17 protein-coding genes and 1 tRNA gene are annotated in these 23,221 nt (G+C 47.5%); 15 read left to right on the forward strand and 3 right to left on the reverse strand.

What is annotated here, in order from left to right; all coding sequences use genetic code 11:
* The first annotated feature begins 202 nt into the window (after positions 1-202).
* The 4 genes from Q1A48_RS05910 (at position 203) to Q1A48_RS05925 (ending at position 5,685) form a co-directional block, all read left to right on the forward strand.
* Positions 203-874: an OmpW family outer membrane protein gene (locus Q1A48_RS05910; RefSeq protein ID WP_299942407.1), complete on the forward strand. Its 672-nt coding sequence runs from the start codon at positions 203-205 to the stop codon at positions 872-874.
* Between the two features lie 1,127 nt (positions 875-2,001).
* Positions 2,002-3,333, forward strand: a complete 1,332-nt coding sequence (locus Q1A48_RS05915; RefSeq protein ID WP_299942409.1) for a choice-of-anchor B family protein — start codon at positions 2,002-2,004, stop codon at positions 3,331-3,333.
* A gap of 121 nt (positions 3,334-3,454) precedes the next feature.
* Positions 3,455-4,405 carry a FixH family protein gene (locus tag Q1A48_RS05920; RefSeq protein ID WP_299942411.1) on the forward strand — a complete coding sequence of 317 codons (951 nt, stop codon included), beginning with the start codon at positions 3,455-3,457 and terminating at the stop codon, positions 4,403-4,405.
* 80 nt (positions 4,406-4,485) lie between these two features.
* Positions 4,486-5,685: a cytochrome c peroxidase gene (locus tag Q1A48_RS05925; RefSeq protein ID WP_299942413.1), complete on the forward strand. Its 1,200-nt coding sequence runs from the start codon at positions 4,486-4,488 to the stop codon at positions 5,683-5,685.
* A gap of 288 nt (positions 5,686-5,973) precedes the next feature.
* On the opposite strand, the gene Q1A48_RS05930 is transcribed toward Q1A48_RS05925, so the two are convergent.
* Complete coding sequence (locus Q1A48_RS05930) at positions 5,974-7,356, reverse strand: M12 family metallo-peptidase (protein WP_299942415.1); 1,383 nt, start codon at positions 7,354-7,356, stop codon at positions 5,974-5,976.
* A gap of 1,603 nt (positions 7,357-8,959) precedes the next feature.
* On the opposite strand from Q1A48_RS05930, the gene Q1A48_RS05935 reads away from it, so the two are divergent.
* The 7 genes from Q1A48_RS05935 (at position 8,960) to Q1A48_RS05965 (ending at position 16,648) form a co-directional block, all read left to right on the forward strand.
* Positions 8,960-9,364 (forward strand): GtrA family protein, encoded by a 405-nt coding sequence (locus Q1A48_RS05935; protein WP_299942417.1) that lies wholly within the window; start codon positions 8,960-8,962, stop codon positions 9,362-9,364.
* Positions 9,348-10,376: a glycosyltransferase family 2 protein gene (locus tag Q1A48_RS05940; RefSeq protein ID WP_299942420.1), complete on the forward strand. Its 1,029-nt coding sequence runs from the start codon at positions 9,348-9,350 to the stop codon at positions 10,374-10,376. The genes Q1A48_RS05935 and Q1A48_RS05940 overlap by 17 nt, the downstream gene beginning before the upstream one ends.
* Positions 10,360-11,844 carry a glycosyltransferase family 39 protein gene (locus Q1A48_RS05945; protein ID WP_299942422.1) on the forward strand — a complete coding sequence of 495 codons (1,485 nt, stop codon included), beginning with the start codon at positions 10,360-10,362 and terminating at the stop codon, positions 11,842-11,844. The genes Q1A48_RS05940 and Q1A48_RS05945 overlap by 17 nt, the downstream gene beginning before the upstream one ends.
* Before the next feature lie 7 nt (positions 11,845-11,851).
* Positions 11,852-12,562, forward strand: a complete 711-nt coding sequence (locus tag Q1A48_RS05950) for a response regulator transcription factor (RefSeq protein ID WP_299942424.1) — start codon at positions 11,852-11,854, stop codon at positions 12,560-12,562.
* A 214-nt stretch (positions 12,563-12,776) separates the two neighbouring features.
* Complete coding sequence (locus Q1A48_RS05955; protein ID WP_299942426.1) at positions 12,777-13,841, forward strand: HAMP domain-containing sensor histidine kinase; 1,065 nt, start codon at positions 12,777-12,779, stop codon at positions 13,839-13,841.
* Positions 13,842-15,036: 1,195 nt separating this feature from the next.
* Positions 15,037-15,113 (forward strand) — tRNA-Pro (locus Q1A48_RS05960).
* Positions 15,114-15,649: 536 nt separating this feature from the next.
* Positions 15,650-16,648, forward strand: a complete 999-nt coding sequence (locus Q1A48_RS05965) for a carbon-nitrogen hydrolase family protein (protein WP_299942428.1) — start codon at positions 15,650-15,652, stop codon at positions 16,646-16,648.
* Positions 16,649-16,837: 189 nt separating this feature from the next.
* On the opposite strand, the gene Q1A48_RS05970 is transcribed toward Q1A48_RS05965, so the two are convergent.
* Both Q1A48_RS05970 and Q1A48_RS05975 read right to left on the reverse strand, forming a co-directional pair.
* Complete coding sequence (locus tag Q1A48_RS05970; RefSeq protein WP_299942430.1) at positions 16,838-17,311, reverse strand: DUF6265 family protein; 474 nt, start codon at positions 17,309-17,311, stop codon at positions 16,838-16,840.
* Between the two features lie 192 nt (positions 17,312-17,503).
* Entirely contained in the window at positions 17,504-18,718 is a 1,215-nt protein-coding gene (locus Q1A48_RS05975; protein ID WP_299942432.1) for a PQQ-dependent sugar dehydrogenase, read from the reverse strand.
* A gap of 684 nt (positions 18,719-19,402) precedes the next feature.
* Here Q1A48_RS05975 and Q1A48_RS05980 point away from each other — a divergent pair.
* The 4 genes from Q1A48_RS05980 to Q1A48_RS05995 all read left to right on the forward strand — a co-directional run bounded on the left by Q1A48_RS05980 (position 19,403) and on the right by Q1A48_RS05995 (position 23,031).
* Positions 19,403-20,263 carry a delta-class carbonic anhydrase gene (locus Q1A48_RS05980; RefSeq protein WP_299942434.1) on the forward strand — a complete coding sequence of 287 codons (861 nt, stop codon included), beginning with the start codon at positions 19,403-19,405 and terminating at the stop codon, positions 20,261-20,263.
* A 480-nt stretch (positions 20,264-20,743) separates the two neighbouring features.
* A complete protein-coding gene (locus tag Q1A48_RS05985; RefSeq protein ID WP_299942436.1) occupies positions 20,744-21,598 on the forward strand; it encodes an alpha/beta hydrolase in 855 nt (284 codons plus the stop codon).
* 101 nt (positions 21,599-21,699) lie between these two features.
* Positions 21,700-22,479 (forward strand): type 1 glutamine amidotransferase domain-containing protein, encoded by a 780-nt coding sequence (locus Q1A48_RS05990; RefSeq protein WP_299942438.1) that lies wholly within the window; start codon positions 21,700-21,702, stop codon positions 22,477-22,479.
* Between the two features lie 99 nt (positions 22,480-22,578).
* Entirely contained in the window at positions 22,579-23,031 is a 453-nt protein-coding gene (locus Q1A48_RS05995) for a nuclear transport factor 2 family protein (RefSeq protein WP_299942440.1), read from the forward strand.
* Positions 23,032-23,221 lie beyond the last annotated feature (190 nt).

Consider the following 23,221-nt stretch of genomic DNA (forward strand, 5'->3'; position numbering starts at 1 on the left):
AAGCAACCAGAGGGAGTGCCATTTATGGCGAGTCGATAAGAGAGAAAATAACTACTGGAGAAACAGTTTGTGCATTCCACTTTCCGCCAATTACCAGCTGGAATACTATACATGTCATTTTTTATAGGGCGACCCATGGCTACTGCTGACTACACTGGTTACGTATCTCCATTTATAGTTGGAATCCGCAGGAAAGTGAATGATGAAAAGATACAATCTGACAGCAATGCTTTGTGCTGCCATATTAATCAGTGGCCAGGCTCTGGCCGAGTATAAAAAAGGCGACTTGATTGTTCGGGTCGGGGGTGTAGCAGTTGACCCCAATGACGATTCCAATCATCTGCGCTTGAATAGCACAGCCCTGCCAGGCACACGGGTCTACGTAGATACTGGCTATTCCGTTAGTATTACCGGTACCTGGTTGTTTGCAGACCACTGGGGTCTGGAATTTCTAGCGGCAGCACCATTTAAACACGACCTTGATGTACGCGGTCTGCCAGACCCGGTGACCGGGGAGCTTCTCGGTCGGGTTCGCCTGGGCGATATCAAACACCTGCCGCCAACTCTTAGCATACAGTGGTACCCGGTATGCATAGAATCCTGGATACAACCTTATATCGGCCTCGGAGTGAATTACACCCATTTTTTGAGTGAACATATCAACAGTGTGGCTCAGAGCTATTTTGAAACTGTACTCGATGCGAAATCACGGGCAAGACTTAAGCTGAAAAATTCCTGGGGCCTGGCTGGGGAGGTGGGAATAAACATTGCCTTTGGCCGGGAAAGTCGTTGGCAGTTTAACGCGGCTATCTGGTACCTGGATATTGATACCGATGCCACCATTCGCTTTTTTACAGAAGCGCACAGAAAATAAAGAAAAAAATTTTGTTATTCTAACGGAGTTGTCGTTTTTTAAGACTTATATAATATGCTTTTTTTGGAGATGCCTGTTGAATCTTAAGATGATAGACCTTTTTCCAGCATTTCTAATGAAAAAATTTGCAGAAAAATTTTTAATATTGCGCGCCTGTGTAACTGCAAGCGTTTCAGTAATAAGGATATGCGCTGATTTCAACTCCTAAATATTCATTTTTAACAGCTTTATGATAAAATAATCCTCTTATATTATAAGAGGTGCCATTCTGAATTATTCGGCGCCACAAAGCTCAGCTATTTTCCAAGAAACACAAATTATTTTACTTCTACGGCAGAATTTTCTTTCTGAGCAGCTATCGCATGACCTCTTCAGATGCCTTTAAATTGGGTTCTCGGTGGTCGTCTTGCCAGATCTATCTTGATGAAGACGAATTGTATCGTCACGCTATCAATACTTTATGTGCTGAAATTTATTCAACGTTCAGCGTAAATAATAAACTATCTTAGTCCGCAATTGTTAATACAGTAAGTCGAATTATCATATAGGTTAACCGCTGTTTCTGGTGGTCAGATTTGACCTGTCACTATCGTTCACTCGTTCAGGGTAAGGAGTTTGGTTTTACATAAACTGACAAGTTCTATTAGGAGGCTATTTCAGCGACCGGCTGAATCAAGCAGTATTGCTGGTATTTTATTTGAATTATTTAGAAAGACGATATTTTGGATTTTGCGCAAAGAGATAGAAGCCATATTCTGTAATTTTTACCGATACGACGGATTGGATAGATCAAAGGGTATGCGACGAACGACCATATTCACGGTAATTGATGAGTCATCGTCGATTTGAAGATTTCGTGAGTATGTGCAGTTAAAGCAAAATTTAATCACCTGACAGTTTAGGTTTAGAAATTACTACGTTAGTATCACTAGTTTAGATGAGTAGGGATTCGAGAGTATATAAAGAATCAAGGAGGTGAAGAGCGCTGTCAGAAGAAGATAAAATTGACGGGACTGTAGCACTGCCCCTCTCCTGGGGCTTTCGTCATACCACCCGCTCTGTGGGTGGTCACAGATTTACACAGTTACGATGAATTTAATCGCCAACCACACAAGGAGTCTCAGGCAATGTTCCAATTTTTCAAACGTAGTATCGCTGCCGTAGTCCTGTTGGTAATCCCTTATATGACCTGGGGTCACAGCGCCATGTTCCCCGATAATTACAAATTTGATGAAAGCAATAATGGTGGACTGTCGCAGGAGCAGCGCAGGCTTAGCGCCAATTTTCAGTCGGTCGAATTTTGCCTAAATGGCAATGCCGCAGGCTATCCTTGCAGAAATATTGATTTGATGGCTTTTTTTTCCAAGACAAGTATGGGTGGAGGAAGCGCCAATCTCAACGATATATGGGGTTATTCTGACCCCCTAACGGGCGCTGAGATTGCAATAGTGGGCAGGACCAATGGTACTTCATTTATAGATGTTACCGTGCCTGATGCACCGCTGTATCTCGGTTTTTTACCGTCGCATAACAATGGTACAAGTGCCTGGCGGGATATAAAGGTCTATAACGATCACGCTTTTATTGTTGCCGATGGATTCAGTAACCGTTCGCATGGTTTACAGGTTTTTGATTTGCGCACTTTGCGCAACCTGCCTTCTCCGGGGCAGACACTCAGTGAAACCGCCCATATGAGTGGATTTGGTAACGCGCATAATATCGCTATCAACGAAGATAGTGGCTATGCTTATATCGTCGGTAGTAATCAATGCAGTGGCGGACTGTATACAGTGGATATTTCCACTCCAAATAATCCTCGCTATGCAGGCTGTTTTTCATCCGATGGTTATACCCATGATGCCCAATGTGTTATTTATTCTGGTCCCGATTCGTTTTATGTAGGCCGGGAAATTTGTGTCGGGTACAATGAGGATAGTATTACCATTGTGGATATGACCGACAAAGTAAATCCACAGCAATTATCGCGCACAGTATATCAGGGTTCCAGATATACCCATCAGGGCTGGTTTCTGGACGACAATCATACCTTCCTGATCATGAATGATGAACAGGATGAAACGTCGCGTGGTCAAAATACAACTTCCTATATTTTTGATGTAAGCAATCTGAATGGGCCAGTTGAAACAGGACGTTATGTGGGGCCGACCAGAGCAATTGATCACAATCTTTATACAAACAATGGTTATGTGTATGAGAGCAATTACCGGGCCGGTCTACGCATTCTTGATGCGGCCAACATTGCCTCGGGTAATCTTCAGGAGGTGGCTTATTTTGATACGATTCCCAGTTCAAATAGTGCGCAGTTTTCCGGCGCCTGGAGTAGCTATGTTTATTTCTCTAGTGGCAATATTATTGTCAGCGACATCGGCAATGGTCTGTATGTAGTGCGACCAGATTGGAATGCTATTCAAAATCAAATTCTTACGAATTCACAATAATATCGTGCCGGAAACTGTCGATTGACCTGTGCGCTTTGCGCACAGGTTGCGACATCCCCTTGGCTTCAAGCTGATCATCAACCGAAGCCATCCGGAGTAATCAAATTTTCCGGAAATAAAAATGCAAGTAAAATTGACCTGTCGAGAGGGATGTATTGCGATTTGCCTATTGTTTTCATTTACGGCTACAGCTATTGAGAACAACAATCTCCTAGAGGATAGTGTACATAGCGATAATAGCCAGACTATGATCCGAATCGGCGAAAAAATGTTACATAGTGCTGAGGCGGCACAAGCCGAATCCATATCGCTAAGCCTGCACAGTAACCGATTACGTAAATCGTTGAATCAATTGCGACGACAATTACACGCACTGCCCAAGGGCAGAGAACACCAATTGCTCAAGCATACGACTGACATAGTTGCCAAAGAAATCCCACTGTGGCAGGAACAAATCAGCCGTTTGCGCAACCAGGCATTAGAGCAGCGCAAGCGCGCGCTCATATTGTTGGAAAAAGCCTATGTTCGGACTTGGCAGCCACACATCCGTTTAACCGGCAGGATAAGAGGTGCTGAAAGTGACAACTCCATCGCAGGACACAATATCAGCATTCGCAGCGTCCACCCAGGAAAGTTAAATATGAATAGTTCTCCAGGGAAAAGGGGTTTAACGCCGGGCATGAGTTTGGAGATACCCTCACTCAGTGGACAGAACATTCCTGACGAACTGAACCTGAGTAGCTCCAGAATTTCTCGCAAGCTTACGGTTTTCGCTCATGTGGAACCGGAAACTGCAACCACTCTGGTGCCGCTTAATCAAATGCACCAATGGCGCCTGATATTATCGAAGCTGGATGGCCAGCCCCTGAGTGGTGCTGAGGTTGCAATCGAAGGACATATGCCTGGACATGTACACGGGCTGCCAACACAACCGCGTGTCACGGAGGAGATGGCACCAGGTGTTTACAGAGTAGAAGGCGTAAAATTCCAAATGCCTGGCTGGTGGGTGATGACATTTAATATTCGAGTCAATCACCAGGATGATACCGTTACTTTCAATATCCGTCTGTAGGCATTGCCGTGAAAAGACTATTACACCTATTTTCCCTGTTGCTGTTATCTTTTTCTCTCTGCGACATTACGAAATTCGCAATGGCCAGCGAAAATTATCGCTTCACCGACGCAGATATTGTTTTTCTCAATCGCTTTACTTTAGCCACCCTGCCTTCTTTACCCGCAGCGCCGGATAACCTTGTTGCCGATGACCCCTACGCAGCTGCCCTCGGTCAACAGCTGTTTTTCGATACACGACTGAGTGTTAATGGTCAGGTTGCCTGCGCGAGCTGCCACCAGCCACACAAGTATTTCACTGACGGGCTCCCCCGATCTCAAGCACTGGGCACCACCAGACGCAATGCGCCCACCATACTCGGCGCCACTCACAGCCCATGGTTGTTCTGGGATGGTCGCAAAGACAGCTTGTGGTCTCAGGCACTGGGACCCTTGCAAGACATCAATGAACACGGACTCGACCGCCTCGGCCTTGTGCGCATTATCCGGCAGCACTACCGGCGAGAATTTGAACAACTTTTTTCCAATAAAGCGGATTGGGTACAACTTCAAAGGGTTATCGACAGACAGTGGAGAAAGCCAAGGTTGACAAAGAGACAAAAAGCTGCGGTCAACCGGATTGTTAGTCAAGCAGGCAAAGTCATTATGGCCTACGAGCGTAAGCTCCAACTGCACCCCGCACGCTTTGATCGTTTTGTCGGCCAGTTGCAACGGGACAACAAGAATATTCAACTTCTGGCCGACTTGATGAGTGAAGAGGAAGTGGCCGGGATGCGTTTGTTTATGGGGCGCGCAAACTGCGCCAGCTGTCACAATGGACCACTGTTTACCAACTATGAGTTCCACAATATCGGCGCACCGGAAGCCGATCCAGAAAATGTGGATTTAGGCCGCTATGTCGGTGTAAAGCTATTACAGCACGACGCATTTACTTGTCTCTCTGCGCAAAGCGACGCCGGCGCTGATGACTGCCAGGAAATGCGCTTCTTAAAGAAGCAAGGCAAGGAACTGGTTGGTGCGTTTAAAACACCGACGTTGCGCAACGTCGCCCACACTGGCCCTTATATGCACGCAGGCCAATTCTCCACACTGGAACAAGTGCTAGCCCATTACAATAGCCCGGCTCCACCCTACTATGACCCCGGACAGCACCCAAGTCGTCCACACTTTGACATATTACCCTTGGGGTTGGACGAGTTACAGATCAAGCAACTCATCGCTTTTCTGCAAACATTATCGTCACCCATACCAGCAAATGATCCACTTTGGAGCGCACCTTAAATCAATACACACCTCACTTAAGCCAAGCCAGGATTGAATAACTATTGGGGTGGCCAAAAAAGTTAGGATAAAACAGTTAAGCAACTTTTCATTTTAGCCAAGGTGAATCTGTAATCATTGGAGCAAATGGGGTTCATCGCCGAAGCTAACCGCTGGCTGTGATAAAACATCGCAGTGTAATTTAGAATCTCCTGATAAACCCCCTTTTCTTCAATGAAATAGCTTTCTTTAGGTAGGATAAGATACATGAAGCTATCGACAAGTCAGAAATTTCCTCACCTGTTAAACCTACTGACAACCCAGACCGGAATTCTCAAAAACAAGATTGTAATCGACGATATCAACGATCAAATCTCCAGTGACATCCAGCGATGCTGGGGCAGGTGGGACTGAGTTGCCCAGATGAGGTAACATTTCAATTAGGTCATTATGATCTACGCAGCCATCGCTATTCACATCAAAGGGGGAAGATGAAACTCTAAAGTTTGCGACTTCATCGGCACGTAAATTCATTACCTTGGCGTTAAACTCAACATCAACGGTCCCTGTGGTTTCATTATTGATAAACACATTGGGGTTTGACCACTGTTGTATGCGTTGCCCTCCAGTTCCGAGTGGACAACCATATGCCATTACAGTGCGCCAAGTATTGGCAGTGACATTACAATAGCCGTGCCCAAAAGAAAACGGAGTTACATTGGGATCTTGAGAGATAATGTGCCTTGCACCAAATAAGTGCCCGATTTCATGAGCGAAAGTATAATAACCCGTAGCACAACTTTCCCTACCTAAGGCCAGTGCCTGATCTTCTGTAGCCCCAATTGATCTGGCAATACCGCAAAAACTGTAATTATTCCCTGTGAGAACAATCATTATGTCTGCATTATAAAAGTCACGTAGGTTATGTAATTCCTGTGTTTCTGGATTGTTTGTATTTGAAAAATAATCTCTGTCAGTATAAAAATTTCCAGTGTCGTTATAACTGGTTTGATAGGCATGAACAATATTTACACTGGTTTGCACGTCGCTGTTTTGATACGATGTATTGGTTTCTAGTTCAAGTAAATCCATATAGGCATCAATATTGCCTGCAGCAGTTAAAAATTGAGCCGTGTAGGCAACAATAACTGTAAACTCTAAACCAGAATCACTTTTTGTAAATACATTATTATCGGGTAAGCTATTGGTGGTGAAATCTTCATAATAAGCGTTATCATGATCGATTAATGTTTCTTGTGGTACTTCTGTTAATACGGTATCTCCACTCTTATTTGGTCTCAGTTTAAACAATTTTCCGGCATGATGAAGAGATCCTACAACCTGGCCATTATTTTCTGCAATATAAAGGGTATTATTATCGACCCCGGATGCCGAAAAAGAAAATCTTGCTGTACTTTTTTTCCTGATACTCTTAACTTTAAAAACAATATCCTTGTCTCTGATGCGGAGATTTATCTTGGAGTTTTTTTGTATATTTTTAATTTTCGTATTGTATTTCCCCAGGTTGATAACGCCTTTGATTTCATTTTTAGACGATTGTTTGATGTTATTTTTGATGTCAGAACTTTTCTCGATATTCTGAATAAATATCTCATGCATGTCATTTGCAAATGTATGGTTAGTGAATATCAGGGTCAGAATTATCACTTTAAAACTTATTTTAATAATCATGTGATTGCCTTCATTATAATTAAACTCAAAATGCCCAAGCAGATACCTGAGCAGGCAGTTTTACTTGATACGGCAGCTGGTGATCTTAATAACTGCTAATATTCAACAGCAAGATAAAGGTTCAAACACCCTAAATAATGGCATCTTCATGCGTTACTGCTAAAGCCAACTCTCTCTGTGCTGAATTTGGTGATAAGGAATGAAGATGTATTTCATGCCTACTTTAAAATTTAGAACTGTTATATTCAATGTAGGCTTAACAGTAATTTATATCTTGGCAATACTGTCTAAAAATAAATAATTACCTATTTTTGGCGTAATTTTATTCTATAAGCTGCCTCATATTCTTTAGGTAATTTATTTTTTCCCAGGTAAGGCATTGAGTACGTTGGAGCTTATTAAATTAAAAAAATAGATTATTTGTGTTTCTCCTAAATAATTGTAAGCATTCAGTAAGGAAGTCTATCTATAACCTAATTTATTCATAATGTAAATCGCGCAGGCGGGGTTTGTTTGCATAAACTTATTTTTCTATGGGGTAATATGATATATTTAAAATGTCCATCGTGACTATTATTAGTATGCTTACTGTTGGTAGCTAAAATTACGCCAGTACCACCTATACCGCTATTTGCAAGCGGATCGGAATAATATGAATATCCCTCTCCCAGGCCGCGTTGTGACTATACTCCTTGTAAGCGCGTAATCGGTTCCCATACCTTATACGATTCTGAGAAAGGGGTATTATCCCCGTCATCCTTATCAGTACATTCAATGGATTATACATGTTTTAATCTGAAAACCACTGGATGAAATTATCCAACAAAACCAATATTTAACAGCAGTAGCGTAAGATATTTAGAGTGATTATAAAACAAGATTATTAATGAAATATCTATTTTTACAAGAGTGGTACAAAAAAGTTGAAAACATCTGTTCCAGATTACGAGAAAAGGGTATTTGCAAACAGCGAACATGATATCATTGAAGACGATACGGTAGAGGGTCCAACTTTAAGGCCATCGTGCAAAATGGTTACCTGATGTGAGGTGCTTCAATCGGGCAAATTACTATCGAAAAATTCCAGATAGTTCCTTGCTGTCTGTGTCCAACTGCGGGGGTTCATCAACGACAGTTTTTCCATTTGGTCTGGCGTGGTGTGGAGTATTTTTCCGACCAGCTTTGAGAGTTTTCCCTGCTAATTCGAGAAGATTTGTGCCGATATCATCTGGATATGTACCCTGGCTATGATGTCGCAGGAGGGCATCAACGCTTCGTGACTGTATAAGAATTTTGCCGACTCCTATAGTTGCTCAGGTCACATACCAACAAGGCGGAAGTGAAGAATACCCTTATCTCGGGACCGTATGGGGCATCGACGCCGACTACGAATGTACAGGGCGGTATTCACAGCGTGCCCCGAGAGGAAGTTATTCTTTGCTTCCGACCCGATAGTATTATTCCAAAAACCGTCAAACTCGCAAAATTTGACACTTTCTTGACAAAAACTACACAAGAAGCTGACGCAGGAATCCATAAAATACGGGCCTATAACCACTGTGGCTAATGGGCCCGCACCCTGATTTTTAACAACTGGATTCCTATGTACGGTGATTCTGAGTTCAGCCGTTTTCGCGTAACTTTTGTCGGATTCCTAGCGGCCGGTGGCCTGGCTACCACAGTGCATTGGGCCGTCATGGCGTTGTTTGTTGGGCTGACCAGTCTGCCGGTTTTCTCCACCCTGATCGGTTCCGCCTCCGGTGCAATAGTGAACTATTGGCTTCAGCACCGATTGGCTTTTCCGGGTGCTGAAATGTATGCCCGGACATTTTTTCGCTACCTTGCCTCCTGTGCCTTTGCATGGATTGTCAATGTATCTGTATTTTTCGTACTAACACGGGATGTCCATTTTCCAATCATTATCGCGCAGGTGGTCACTACTGCATTGGTGGCCGGTTTGAACTTTATTGTTTATAAAAGGTTGGTATTCCATGAAAAAACACCTTAATCCGGTAGCTAATCACTTTGAGGATTTGTTGCTGTCGGTAGTTGTGCCGGTCTTCAATGAAAGTGCAATGCTGCCGACTTTTCTTGAGCAGATGATACCCATCCTGAAAAAGCTGCCTTTAAAGACGGAGTTGATTTTTATTGACGATGGCAGCACCGATAACAGTGCGGAATATCTTAGGCAGGCTCTGGACAATTACCCAGGTCAGAAACTGATCAAACTCAGTAGGAACTTTGGTAAGGAGGCTGCGATCACCGCCGGCCTTGAACATGCCAGTGGGGATGCGGTTGTGATCATGGACGCCGATCTGCAGGATCCTCCAGAATGTATCCCGACCATGCTCAATACCTGGTTGTCCGGTACCGATGTGGTGCTGATGCAGCGTCGGTCCAGGGTAGGGGAAGCCCTGTTCAAACGCCTGAGCGCACATTTGTTTTATCGCTTTCTGAGCCGCATAAGCCAGACAAAAATTCCCGTAGATACTGGGGATTTTCGCTTGATGAGCCGTCGCTCGGTCGATGCACTCTTAACCCTCAGGGAGCGCAACCGGTATATGAAGGGTCTGTTTGCCTGGGTGGGCATGCCGACAAAAGTTATCCGGTACGACAGGGCACAGCGGGCTGCCGGGAAAACCAAATGGAACTATTGCGGACTGTTTGGACTCGCGTTTGAAGGCTTGACATCCTTTTCGATTTCCCCCTTAAGATGGGCCGTGGGCGTGGGGCTTATCTCCGCGCTGACAGGTGCACTATTTGGTATTTGGATTGTGGCAAAAACCGTATTCATCGGCGATGTCACCGCGGGCTACCCCTCTCTTATGGCCATTATTACCTTCCTCGGCGGCGTTCAGCTTTTCAGCATCGGTCTTGTTGGGGAATACGTTGGTAAAGCGTATATAGAAGCAAAACAAAGACCTGTATACCTGATCGAGGAAATCCTGGAGAGCCAGTCAGTGCAAACGTATCTGGAAATCAAACGCAAGGGAACCCTGCAGCATGCCAAGGCAATATAGGTACTGGGTCCTGGCGCTGGGTGCTATCCTGATAAGTCGCCTGATCAGCATGGCCCTGTTTCCATTTGTTGATACAACAGAGGCAAGGTATGCCGAAGTTGCCCGCCTGATGGCCGATACCGGTGACTGGATTACCCCCTGGTTTGATGCCGGCATGCCGTTTTGGGGCAAGCCACCGCTATCGTTCTGGGCACAGGCCGCCTCTGCAAAGACGTTTGGTCTCAGTGAAATTTATTTTCGTCTGCCCGCCCTGATAGCCACGATTTTGACCGGTTTCCTTACCTGGCGGCTTGCCCAAGGGTACCGGGATGATAAAACATCGCGTTGGTCCGTGCTGATTTTTGTCAGTATGGCGCTGCCTTATATCAGTGCCGGTGCCGTGATGACCGATGCGTTTCTTGCGCTGGGCATCACCTTGTCCCTGGTGGGCTTCCTCCGTACTATACAGGGGGGCAAATCCTGCTGGGGTTGGCTGTTTTTTCTGGGGATGGCTGCCGGGCTTCTTGCCAAAGGGCCTTTGGCAGCCGTGCTCGTTGGCATACCGATTGTCTTGGGGATACTGTTTGGGTTGTACAGATGGACAGTGCTGGCTCGGTTGCCGTGGTTGTGGGGCAGTCTGGCAACCCTGGCACTGACCCTGCCATGGTATTTGTCAGCCGAACTCAAGACCCCCGGATTTCTCGATTATTTCATCGTTGGTGAACATATCCTGCGGTTTATTGATCCCGGCTGGTCCGGTGACCTCTACGGCAATGCGCACTCGCAGCCTAAGGGCATGATTTGGGTATTCTGGCTTTGGGCCAGTTTTCCCTGGGGTATTCTCGCGCTCATGGTCCTGGGAGTCCGTATGGCAGGAGGCAGTGCGCGTTGTCTCAACGGCTTTTGGCAAGATAAACGCGCGGTTTTATTACTATTCTGCGCCCTTGGGCCCTTGCTGTTTTTTACATTGGCCGGCAATACCCTCTGGACTTATGTTCTGCCATCCCTCCCCTTTAGTGCCGTGCTCATAGCGCGACAGCTTTCAGGAGTTGGCAGGCCGAATACGATTAAGTTTCTCTATGTGCCCACAGTGGCCGTATGCCCTTTGATTTTGCTTGTTATCACACTGGCCTGGAGTAGCGGCCTCTATTCTGTAAAGAGTGAAAAACATTTGGTGAGCTACTATAATCAGCGCAGGGAAGCTGGTAGTAGTCCTTTACTATACCTTGGAAAAGCACCTTTTTCTGCCCGTTTCTACTCACGCGGTACCGCCCGATCCATACATTTAAAGCAGTTGGAAAAAATGCAAGAGGACAATACCTACCGGGAATATTTCGTTGTCATTCCTGCAAAGCGAATGAACGACAGCCAACTTGCCCCTCTTTTTACCACCGGCAGTGTGGAAATGCAAAACCGCAGGTTCAGACTGCTGTCTGTAAAAAGCCCGATGTCCCAACGTGAGCCATCAAGCCGTGCCGAATTCGATTGAGTCTTCATTGACGGGCAGTAAACTGCGCCTGTTGATTGTGGAAGATCAAATAGACCTGGCGGAGAACCTGTTCGAATTCCTGGGGGAGGCGCGCTACAACCTCGACTTTTCACCCGATGGCTTGACGGCCCTGCACTTGTTGGCCACCCAGTCTTATGATGTTATCGTCCTTGACTTGATGCTGCCGGGCGTCAATGGCCTTGAAATTTGCCGGAGAATTCGCTCGGACCTGAAATGCGACACCCCGGTTATTTTGACAACCGCCTTGGGCTCCCTGGCCGACAAGGAAAAGGGCTTCTCCTGCGGGGCAGATGATTATTTGGTGAAACCCTTTGAATTGAGGGAGTTGCAGTTACGTATTGAGGTTCTGTACAGGCGCCATGCTTTGAAAAGCTCGAATTTACAGGCGGGCAGCCTGTCATTTGATCCGGGAACGCTCACAGCCCGATTGCGCGGCAAACAAGTGGAATTGGCGGGGACTCCCGCCCGGATTTTTGAGTTGTTGATCCGTGCCTATCCCAACTTCCTCAGTCACGGTGCCCTGCATGAGGCCATCTGGGGCGCAGATTGCAGGGAGACCGATGGCCATAGTCTGCGCACGCATATCTATACCTTGCGAAAAACCCTGCAGACTGCGTTTGGGGTCAGTCTTATCAAAACGGTACATGGGCGTGGCTACAGGCTGGAAGCCGTGAACCATAACAAAGACCGGCAATGAAAAAAAGTACCCTCTCCAGCCGCCTTTACAAGACGCTGTTTTTAATGATTGCGGTCACAATAGTGATTTCCCTGATCACCGTGGATCTCTTTGTGGAGGATATTGAATACAATGCATTGAATTTTGAATTAAATGCGGATGCGGAGTTTTTTAAACCCATATTGATAACGGGCAGTTCAAACGCTGGAGGACGGGAAACCTGGAAGCAGTTTTTTTGCCCAGTGGAGAGGGTGAATCCCGCCTGCCGGAATTTTTCCGCAATAGACCGGTGCCGCTTTCCGCAGAAATTGCAGTGGGTAACAAGACCCTGCTAATTATTATTGAAAAAATAGACAGCCCGCCTGGAAAATTGTTCCTGGCGCGGGATTTTACTATCCTGGAGCGGCGGGAGGTTCTGGTTAAAATCCTGCTTTTGTCAATTGCCCTCATCATGCTGGTGGTGGGATTTTTGGTGGCAAAGGGCAGTGCAAAATTACTGACCAGACCGCTCAAAAGGCTCTCCCGGGATATCCAAAAAATCCAACCCGGTATTGCCATGGAGCGCCTCACCAGGGATTATCGCGACAGCGAGTTTGTAGAGATCGCTGAATCATTTAACCGATTTTTGTGCGCATTGGAATCCCATATTCACCGGGAAAAATCGTTTGTCAAACTGGCCAGCCATGAATTGCGCACCCCGCTGGCCATTATCAGTGGTGCGCTTGAGATTTTGGAGCAGCGTCGCGATGTTTCACAAAGCGATCAAAAAACGCTACTGAGAATTCGTAACGCTACCCGTGCCATGCAGGAAGATACCGAAATGCTGCTGCAACTGGCACGGGGCAAAACCGCCAAAGAGGAGTTTGTCGCACTCGACATGGTAAAACTGACAGCCGAAATCGTTGCCGATCTCGGCAGCAGCAATGGCAATTTCAAGGGCCGCACCGAGGTCATTTATGACAGTGCAGAGCTGCTGGTCTATTCAAACGCCGCACTGGTGCGCATGCTGTTGCGCAACTTGATTAAAAATGCCTTGATGCATACCGCCGCCAGGGTGCAAATACGGCTGGGCAGGGAGTCGATACACATCAACGATTTTGGCAGCGGCTTGCCGCAAAGTGTGGTCAGCCAGTTTTCGCAGGCCCCCGGCAAAGCGCCCGGCGGACTGCAGGAAAGCAGTTTTGGCCTGCTTATTGTACAACTGATCAGTGAGCGCCTGAACTGGCAACTGGACATTGAGCACTCCGGCAGTAGCGGAACTCATTTTATCATCCGAATGCCTGCCTGCGGCCAGGACTAGTTGGCCGGGATAGCGCGGCACTGCCCCCTCCACCTGCGATTGCACCCCCCACACTGTACAAACTGGCCTTGAGCCGCTTATGACTCATGTGCCGTGCTTAGCCGGATTTCTGTGACTCGCGTGTGCGGGCATTGCCTGGTGATTGTAAGGCTCTGTAGGGTGTGGGGTGCGCTGCGCTGGGCATGGGGGCCATTTTATGCCCGGCCCACAGCACAGGGGGCGTACCCCACTCTGCTAAAAGCAGTCACAATGCCTCGATGGTCATGGGAGTTTGAAAGCCTTATTACCTGTTTTCCCAAGGTGAACAATGGGTGCTGCCCCACAAGCGAGTGGGCTTGCCTTTCTCTGTCCATTGGCAACACCTGAAGCGTATTTATCGCTTAAAAAAGAAAGTGATCCACGGCATGCCCATCCATGCTTTCTGGGTGCTGGAAGAGGCGGATATCCCCCGGTGGGGAAACTCATCTGGGTTGCCGACAGAGTGTCTGTAATTCGGGAGGCGCAGGACGCACTATGATCGAAAATCAATATCCGCAAGAAGAACAAATCCCTTTCCACTACGCCGATACGATGGGCAAAACCCAAGTCAAAATCCCACTGGAAAAACACGCTGTACAGAATGTTCCGGAAGCCCTGGTGCTCTCCAGATTCTATTGGATGATCGCGGCCGGGCCATGCCGATACTGGAGCGCGAGGGCTTCGAGTCCCGAACAGAGGCGATCTTCCACACGCTGATTGGTTATATGATGAGCAGTGGGATAGCGAAGAAGAGTAGGGTGTCGACTGGGAGATGGATTTCCCTGTCCCCCTCCAATCGAACAGGGCGCGCGGCTGCCGCAGCGTTAGGGCGCAACGCAGAAATGGTAATAAAAATCCATGGTCAGTGAAGCGCAATTGGATGGTTTCTGCCAGATTTGGTTTGAGGATATCGGGTAGCCGCCCCCGAAGCCTTGCACAAGGCCCCACAGCGAGATCAAGGCTCAACCATCAAAAACCCGCCAGGGGTGGAGCCTTTACACCGGTGGCGGGGGCAGCCCCGGTCTGGCCTCCTTTTTCTGCAAAAAAATGCGCTGAGTGAGCCTAAAATCTCTTTATGGCCAGTAGGTTCTACTTGCTTTACGCGCCGGTGCGCGCGGGCGGGCACAATCCTCTTTACAAAGGCCGGGCTTACCGCTACCATCCGTGCCGCCTTTATCGGGGATTAGCGCAGCCTGGTAGCGCGTACCGTTCGGGACGGTAAGGTCGGAGGTTCGAATCCTCTATCCCCGACCAACTTCCTCTCTCTTGCCGGAGCAACAGAGCCAACAGCCTGAGGGAAAATAGCCCCTTTGGGAGTGCGGGAAGTCCGGCTTCACAGCTGGCCCACTGTTTAGGTCAAATGCAAAAGCATCCGTTGTCTTGTGGTTTATGCCCAGCTTGCATAATCGCCCCTTCTTTTTTTACTCCCCGCTTGGCCCGGTGATCCGCATTGCATTATTTGGAAAGGCCCTGTCACGATCTTTCTGCTCAATTAAGGCATTGCCGCGGTCGCTTTATCCGATGGTACACCTTTACAGCCTGTGGAAATGGCATTGTGGCAGGGTTATGCTATGGCGGGGAAAGGCTGACAAGACTGCTGTGGTGGTTTTGGCTGGCATCACGATGCTCATCTTGTCGATTCAACGCTGTCCCCTATAGCCGGGAATCAAGTTCCTGTAGTGTGTTGGAAATCCGAAACTTAGCAGCGGTACAAGGAGGGGCGCTTTGGACCGGTTGTTTTCCCGCTTTTCACATTAGCGCTATTACTGTTACAACCTGGGTAGACCTCTATGAAATTTTTTTCAGTTGCGGATAAGGCGCAGACAATTGCTGCTGCGGATAAAGTCAAGGTCGCACTTGCCCAGATCGCGCCGATCTGGCTGAAGCGCGGGGAAACTCTCAATAAAGTTGCCGGTGCGGTTGAACTGGCCGGCAGGCAGGGGTGCCAGTTGGTGGCCTTTGGCGAGGCACTGGTGCCCGGGTATCCGTTTTGGATTGAGCGTACGGATGGTGCCCGCTTCAATGATCCCAAACAAAAGGCCATCTATGCGGAGTACCTTGCACAGGGTGTGGTGATTGAAGATGGTCACCTGGATACAATCTGTAGCCTGGCGAAGCAGTATGGTATTGCCGTTTATCTCGGCATTATGGAGCGCGCGGCGAACAGAAGTGGACACAGCCTCTATTGTACCCTGGTTTATATCAACCAGAAGGGAGAGGTCGGTTCTGCGCATCGCAAACTGCAGCCGACCTACGAAGAGCGTCTTGCCTGGGCGCCGGGGGATGGTAATGGGTTGCGCGTGCACCCCCTGGGCCGCTTTACCGTTGGGGGGCTTAATTGTTACGAAAACTGGATGCCGCTGTCGCGCGCGGCGCTCTATGCCCAAGGAGAAGACCTGCATGTGGCTGTTTGGCCCGGTGGGCTACACAATACAGAAGACACCACCAGATTTGTTGCCAAAGAAAGCAGAAGCTATGTGATCTCGGTCTCCGGCCTTATGCGCCCTGCAGATTTTCCCGAGGATACACTGGCGCGGACGGAAATTCTTGAGAATGGGGACCCATTTCTGGCAAATGGAGGCTCCTGTATTGCTGCACCGGATGGGTCCTGGGTGGTGGCGCCTCAGGTGGGTAAGGAGATCCTGATCACTGCAGAGCTGGACCACGCAGTTGTTCGGGGGGAGCGCCAGAACTTTGACCCCACCGGCCATTACAGCAGGCCCGATGTCACCCGCCTGGTTGTAGACCGCAAGCGCCAGCAACTTGCCGATTTCATCGATGCCGAGTAAAAACCGGCTTGCGGTACAATCCCGGGGCTGAGACGCGCATTGCCATATCGCTTCTTGGGTCGGGGGCTGTCTGGCAGGTTCCCCTGTGGCTAGGGCAGGAGAAGCCACCACTTTAGCTGTCTATTCCTCCTCTGGGAGACTACCCTACAGCAGGCATTTGCTATCGATGCTGTCATCGGGTGCTCTCTTTTATTTGATCACTGTACTGCGATCGAAATTGAGCTTAAACCCTTTGTTTCCACTACCCGCAACTAATACCGAGAGATTGCCCGCGTTGTTATAGGCATATTGAATGGATTGTGGAAAATCGTGATGAATATTTTCAAAGTGTAACCGGTCTTTCGAACAGGAAACCAATTTAAAGGCAATGGGTAGGGTATTTTCAGAGACTTTGGCAAGGTAGAAGATATTTCCAGCCATATTTACCAATCTGAGCGACTCATAGCCGGAATTTTTACCATCGGTGAGTGTTACTTCACTGTAGCCCTCATAAGTAGCTTCACTGACCTTACTCCAATGTTCCTTATAGGTTCGTTGAGAGGATTCAGAAACCCAACTGCCCAATATCCAGTCAATGTCCTCCAAAGAACGGCAATCCATCGATGCCTGGGCAAGTGGTGTAAAAATAATGCTAAAAAATACGCTATATCTCAGTAAATACATGGTGGTCACACCTTTTGATCAAAATTGGCCTGCAGAAATAATATGGAATCTATTGCATGATCCGGCCCCGATCTTTCAACCAGATGAGACCGGGTCATGCTCCTGGTGGCGTATTTCCTGAGTGTCCGTGCCTTACCCCGGTAGGGATGGCTTAACGGCGGTAATTATTAAACCATCTCAGTCTCTATTGGGTTAATTTTGGATGATCTTGTAGATTTCTCCATTAATGTCGCAGATATACAGTTCTCCGAAATAGTCTTCACCAAAGCTTGAAACTCTGCTGATGCTGCCGTTGTTCGGGGCCAGTTCTGCAGTGCGGTCAGTGTACTCGGATACCATGTTGCCGTCGTACTTCAGCGACCAGATCTGGTTGGAACAGTAATCGGCAAAGAAATAGGTTCCGTCCAGCCAGGGTATGCTGGTGCCCCGATAGACATAGCCTCCGGTGAGGGAGCAGCGGAATGGGGAGCCACCGTGACTGTATTCCCATATCGGGAAGTCCATAGTGCCGGGATTCGGGCAGCCGCTGGTATTAAAGGCATTGTTGCCTTCGTAGCAGCGCCATCCCCAGTTATTGCCACCACTGCTGGAGGCTGGTTGGAAATTGATTTCCTCCCAGTTGTTCTGACCGACATCACCAATCCAGAGGTCGCCGCTGTCGCGGTCAAAACTGGAGCGCCAGGGGTTGCGCAGGCCGTAGCTCCAGATTTCGTCACCAAATGGATTGCTCGCGGGGATTGAATAGGGCAGCGAAGTGACATCAATACGCAGTAGTTTGCCCAACAGGTCATTGAGATTCTGCGCGCGGTTATCCGGGTCTCCGCCTGAGCCACCGTCACCCATGCCGATATACAGGTAACCATCGGGGCCGAATGCCATCCAGCCCCCATTGTGGTTGGCGAAAGGTTGGCTGATGGAAAATACCGCTTGCGCAGAGCCGGGGTCTGCTGTTTGCGGATTGGTACTGGAGCGTTGATAACGTGTTACATGGGTGCGACTGTTTTGGGTGTAGTTGATATAGAGATAGCCATTGTTTGCATAATCGGGATCGAATGCGAGACCGAGCAGGCCCTGTTCAGAGCCGGTGTTTAGGCCGCTGACCGACAGGAAAGTCGAGATCAGGGAGCCGCTTGCCCGGTCGAGGATTTTGATCCGCCCAGTGGACCCGGAACGTTGTTCAACCACATAGATCCAGTCGGGATTCGTGCCATCATGGGTTACAAAAACCGGTCGGGTCAAGCCACTGGCGAACTGAAAGGATGACAAGACGCCAGTTTTAACAAGCTGCATATCGATCTGTTGGGGATTGCCGGAAAGAGAGGTGGGGGCTGGCGGCAATGGAGTTGCCTGTAGTGCCGTTATACTCAGGCCCATTACAGCCATACTGATGAGGGTTGTGATTGACATCTGTACTCTTCTCCTTGAGTTTCTTGTATGTTATGTGGAGTGCAAACGCTAGTGCAGTTATTTCAGCGCTTGGAGTGTATAAAATTCTTTGACAGCCAGATAGCCTTATCGACACATGCATTACCCTGGGCGGTCCGGGCCATGAATTGCCCGCTTCGGGAGGGTGGGAACACCGGTTCTGAAAGTATCCATCCAATACCTGGTGACTATCAGAGTAGGTCCGCACCTATTTTGGTGAGAAAGAGACGGCCTGAAGGCCCAGCCGGGCCAATGCCTCTTACACCGCGTTAAGCCGTGTGGCGGGAGAGAGGCAAAGAGGGGCGGTCACCCCCGGGTTCAGGAAAAACGCGCTAACGCTTGTGACCGGGTAGGGCTGCGGGAGCAGGGTCCGCAAACCACAGGCACCCGTGAGAGCGATAACTGTGCATGCAGGGTAATTCCCGGCGCCTGATCAACCCGGCTCTGCAGCGTCTGGAGGTCCGTGATGCCGGTTGTTCATGCGCCCGTGCTTCACTGGAAAACTATATCGGATGGGAGCGGCTGCGTTATCTGGCGCGTGGACATACCCTAACGCACGCTGTTACCCAAAACCCTGGCAGAAATGATGAAAGTTTCAGCAGTTAATATGAACATGCATGTAACCCAGTCAATATTGATATCCTTTAATGTGCATCGGGAGATCTTATGAAGCAAATAGCCTGCTTATTATCATCGGCAACACTGGTTTTATCACTCAGCGCTGCGTCTGAATCTCGTCATTCGGGTGCAGTTGACGATGCGGTCATTGCCAAGCAACGACTTAATCTCAAACAAAATACCAAAGGTAAAGGATTTGGTCCTCAGTCTCCGCGTGATATCGATTCCCCACTGGGGAATAATCGGGCTGTATTTGGTGCGGCGCCTGCCTACAGCGAAATGCACTTGTGCAATATACACTTTCATAAGTCTGCAGAGCATGCGGGTGGTCAATATTCAAAATATGCAGGCAACGGCGATGGCAATGGGTATCAAACCGGGTACGTTTTTTCAGGTGATTTAACCCAGAGCGAAATTTTGCCTGTGAGTCGGGAGATATGTCCAGGCAAGCACGGCAGCCTGCAGTCTGGAGATACCATTGAGGTGCATTATGTGCATTCTTCGGCCCAGGTAAAACCTGGTCCTACCCTGGGTGCCTGCCTGAGTGACTCAATCAATAACCCGCAATTACGGGTGGAGGCCCAGGTATTTGTTTTAGTCAACGATAGTCGTGCCATGGACTTTATGGCGCTGACCAGGCTCGGTCAAAAAAATACTTTTTACCAGGCTCTGAATATACCCGATAATACCGGCACACCCATTGTGTATAGTGGCTCAACAACGGGTCCCGGCTACAATGAAGCGGGTTCGCCATTCCAGGTGACCTGGGCTGTTCGTCCCAATGTTGCCAAGGTCAATATAGAGACCGTGGGCAAATGGTGTGAAGAGAATGTTTTCAATGAAAATCAGGCTCATGGTGTAAGAAACCTTGTGATTAACACAGACCTTTTATCTCCCATTGAGAAGTAACCCAGCGATGTCCGTCGTGGCGACGCGCCCTATATGTCTGATTGGCCGTGGTTGTAGTGACCAGGTTTGTGACTTTGAGTAGGGCTGGGGGGCTGATGGTTACTGGCAGCGCACCTGGGAGGTGTGGTTGAAGCAGAGCAGCCTGTTCCGTCCCATCTGCAGGTGCGACGGGCTGTTCTGTTGCGTCGGGCTGGATCCAGTCCTGTGTGCAGGCCAGCGCCTCAGACAACCTGGCGCCAAATGCAGTGTCTTGGAAAAAACGTTTTAAAGTTCGCGCAAATAAAATAGACTTGACGCTCTACTAATTAAATGGTGTCTGTCTACTTGCACTTTTTGGTATGGGTAAAATGACCTCAGCAGCGTTACCGATCCGGCAGTGGGTTTGTTTTTCACTGTACCTACACGTACATACGTACCAACTAGTAGATAAACTAAAGAGGTTCCTCTATTGGCAGCGTCGTTTTTATTGAAGGCAGTGTTGTGAAAATCCTGTATGTATTTTTCAGTTTATTGATTTCCATGCCATTATTCGCTGACGACCATGATTATCGTTACGTTGAGGTGAATGGAAATCAATTGGCTTACCTGTGCAAAGGAAGTGGGGACCTGACATTTTTACTGATATCAGGCATGGGCCTTGATGCCCATTCAACCTACAAGAATACATTTCATAACGCTAAACCAAACGGTTACCAGCTATGCTTCTATGATCGTGCTGGAACAGGAAATAGTGCCTTAAAAAACCCTGGGGTTCGCACTATGGCCGAATTGGCAAGCGAGTTGGAAGTCTTGACACGAAAAGCTCAAATGAAGCAGTTGGTTCTCGTTCCACATTCATTTGGAGGATTTATTGCACGCGCTTTTGCCCACCGAAATCCTGACTTGATTGAAGGGATAATCTTTGTAGATTCAGCCCATGAATCGTGGTATGAGGATTTAAGGGAATCCATGTCTGATTCTGCCTGGACTATAATGGAGTCCATTATCGAATGGGAGCGAAACAGCCATTCTTTCGAGGATTTTGCTGAAGCTTCTCGTCAATCCGATCTCTACAGCTTTAAAAGAGATCATCCGGTAATTGTGCTGTCGAGAGGGTTGCCACATGTTTCGATACGCCAAACAAAAATGCGTTATAGGGATGTTGATGCGTATACTGATTCATGGAATCGATCTCAGAAAGCGCTACATACTCTTTCAGAGAATACGGATGTTGTTATTATGAAATATGCATCCCATCTGTTTGATGAAACGGATCCGTGGATCGTACTGGAGCAAATCGAAAAAATGCACGCTAAAATACATGAGAAACCCAATCCGGCCAGAGAGGACTTGTAATCTGTGATGTTTCCGAGTGGTCCTGATTGGGGTGTCGGTGCTGATAAAGTCCGGTGAATAAATAGCAATCTCGCGAACAAATAGAATTAAAGGATTAAATTGTGCTGAAAAAAATCTTGCTGTGGGTTAGCATTTTTTTCTCTATGGGTGCCTGTCATGTTTACTCAGATGAGGCTAAAAAAATTCTGATCATTGCCTCCAATGTTGAGGACATGGGTGATCCGGAAAAGCATGACGCAAGAAATAATCTTCTGGAATATGCCCCTCCATATCATGTTTTTGTCTCCCATGGATATGAAGTGGAATTTGTTTCCCCTTCGGGTGGAAAAATACCATTCATGATGGACCCTTTGGGTATCAGCAGCTACACGATTAAATACGAAGGGTTTCTGGATAAAGCCAATGTTTCCCTGTCTCCAGGCCAGGTTGATGTGGAGGACTATAGCGCGTTATATATTGGTGGAGGTTATGGCACTTTATTTGATGTGGCATTGAATAAGGAGCTGCTTGATATCATCGCGAAAATTTATCGGGCAGGTGGCGTGATAGGCAGTTGTGGTCATGGCGCTGGGGTATTTGCAAAGGTGAAATTGCCTAATGGCAGGTTCCTGGTTCAAGAAAAGCGCGTTGCCGGATTTCCGGATTCAACGGAAAAGATAAAAAGCTGGGCAAAGCAGGGCACATTGTTGCCGTTTCTTGTGGAAGAGCAGCTTGAAAAAAATGGTGCCTTTGTTATTAATAAAGAGAACATTGCGGACAAGCATGAGGTGGTCATTGATCAACGTATTGTCTCTACAATGTTCCTGCCATCAGCGGCACTTGTGGCAAAGGAAATGATTAAGCTCCTTGACCAAGATGAGAAGCTTAAACAAGTGCGATAGACACTCGAGGCAAAATACTTACTCAAAAGAAAGTGCTCAAGCCAATAGTATTATACTATTGTCTGCCCTAAACTCACTGATCTACTGGAGGCAATCTCAATGTGCCGTGTTATGATTGTGGTTTTACTCGCCGTTTTATCCTTTTCAATATCGGCCAATACTCTGAATGATAGTGAACATATACACAGGGCGGTGCTTGACTATATTGAATCTCAACACAAAGTTCGCCCGGACTTAATGGAAAGAAGCCTGGATAATAAATTAGCGAAAAGAACCTATTGGCGTGCAAAAGATGGCACCGAGTTTATACTGGAGACCGACTTTGACACTATGCTCAAGGTTGCTGAAACCTACAATAAAGACGGAAATAGATTTCCACCGTCGCCCAAAGTAGATATCCAAATCCTGGACATTGATAAACGGGTTGCTTCTGTGAAATTGACTGTAGATGAATGGATAGATTATCTGCACTTATATAAAAATAAGAATAAAAAGTGGAAAATTATTAATGTATTATGGCAATATCAAGATACCAAAAAGCACGGGTCCTGAATGTTATTTTTTATTAATGTAATGTGATCGTCACAATTCAGAAAGGGTACCTAGATTCAACTTGTAAGTGCATATCTCAATGGAGCTAGAAAAAGCGGCCAGTTGCCCGTAGACTTCTCGCTTTTTCTCCGGCAAGAGTTATGCAATGAGACACTACAAGCAACTGACCTATGAGCAAAGATGCCAGATT

This window comes from uncultured Microbulbifer sp. (assembly GCF_947489355.1).
Lineage (GTDB): Bacteria > Pseudomonadota > Gammaproteobacteria > Pseudomonadales > Cellvibrionaceae > Microbulbifer.

Bases quoted from the DNA above. Each gene is read 5' to 3' on its own strand.
- Q1A48_RS05910 (WP_299942407.1), top strand. From the start codon at position 203: ATGAAAAGATACAATCTGACAGCAATGCTTTGTGCTGCCATATTAATC.
- Q1A48_RS05915 (WP_299942409.1), top strand. From the start codon at position 2,002: ATGTTCCAATTTTTCAAACGTAGTATCGCTGCCGTAGTCCTGTTGGTA.
- Q1A48_RS05920 (WP_299942411.1), top strand. From the start codon at position 3,455: ATGCAAGTAAAATTGACCTGTCGAGAGGGATGTATTGCGATTTGCCTA.
- Q1A48_RS05925 (WP_299942413.1), top strand. From the start codon at position 4,486: ATGGCCAGCGAAAATTATCGCTTCACCGACGCAGATATTGTTTTTCTC.
- Q1A48_RS05930 (WP_299942415.1), bottom strand. From the start codon at position 7,356: ATGATTATTAAAATAAGTTTTAAAGTGATAATTCTGACCCTGATATTC.
- Q1A48_RS05935 (WP_299942417.1), top strand. From the start codon at position 8,960: ATGTACGGTGATTCTGAGTTCAGCCGTTTTCGCGTAACTTTTGTCGGA.
- Q1A48_RS05940 (WP_299942420.1), top strand. From the start codon at position 9,348: ATGAAAAAACACCTTAATCCGGTAGCTAATCACTTTGAGGATTTGTTG.
- Q1A48_RS05945 (WP_299942422.1), top strand. From the start codon at position 10,360: ATGCCAAGGCAATATAGGTACTGGGTCCTGGCGCTGGGTGCTATCCTG.
- Q1A48_RS05965 (WP_299942428.1), top strand. From the start codon at position 15,650: ATGAAATTTTTTTCAGTTGCGGATAAGGCGCAGACAATTGCTGCTGCG.
- Q1A48_RS05970 (WP_299942430.1), bottom strand. From the start codon at position 17,311: ATGTATTTACTGAGATATAGCGTATTTTTTAGCATTATTTTTACACCA.
- Q1A48_RS05975 (WP_299942432.1), bottom strand. From the start codon at position 18,718: ATGTCAATCACAACCCTCATCAGTATGGCTGTAATGGGCCTGAGTATA.
- Q1A48_RS05980 (WP_299942434.1), top strand. From the start codon at position 19,403: ATGAAGCAAATAGCCTGCTTATTATCATCGGCAACACTGGTTTTATCA.
- Q1A48_RS05995 (WP_299942440.1), top strand. From the start codon at position 22,579: ATGTGCCGTGTTATGATTGTGGTTTTACTCGCCGTTTTATCCTTTTCA.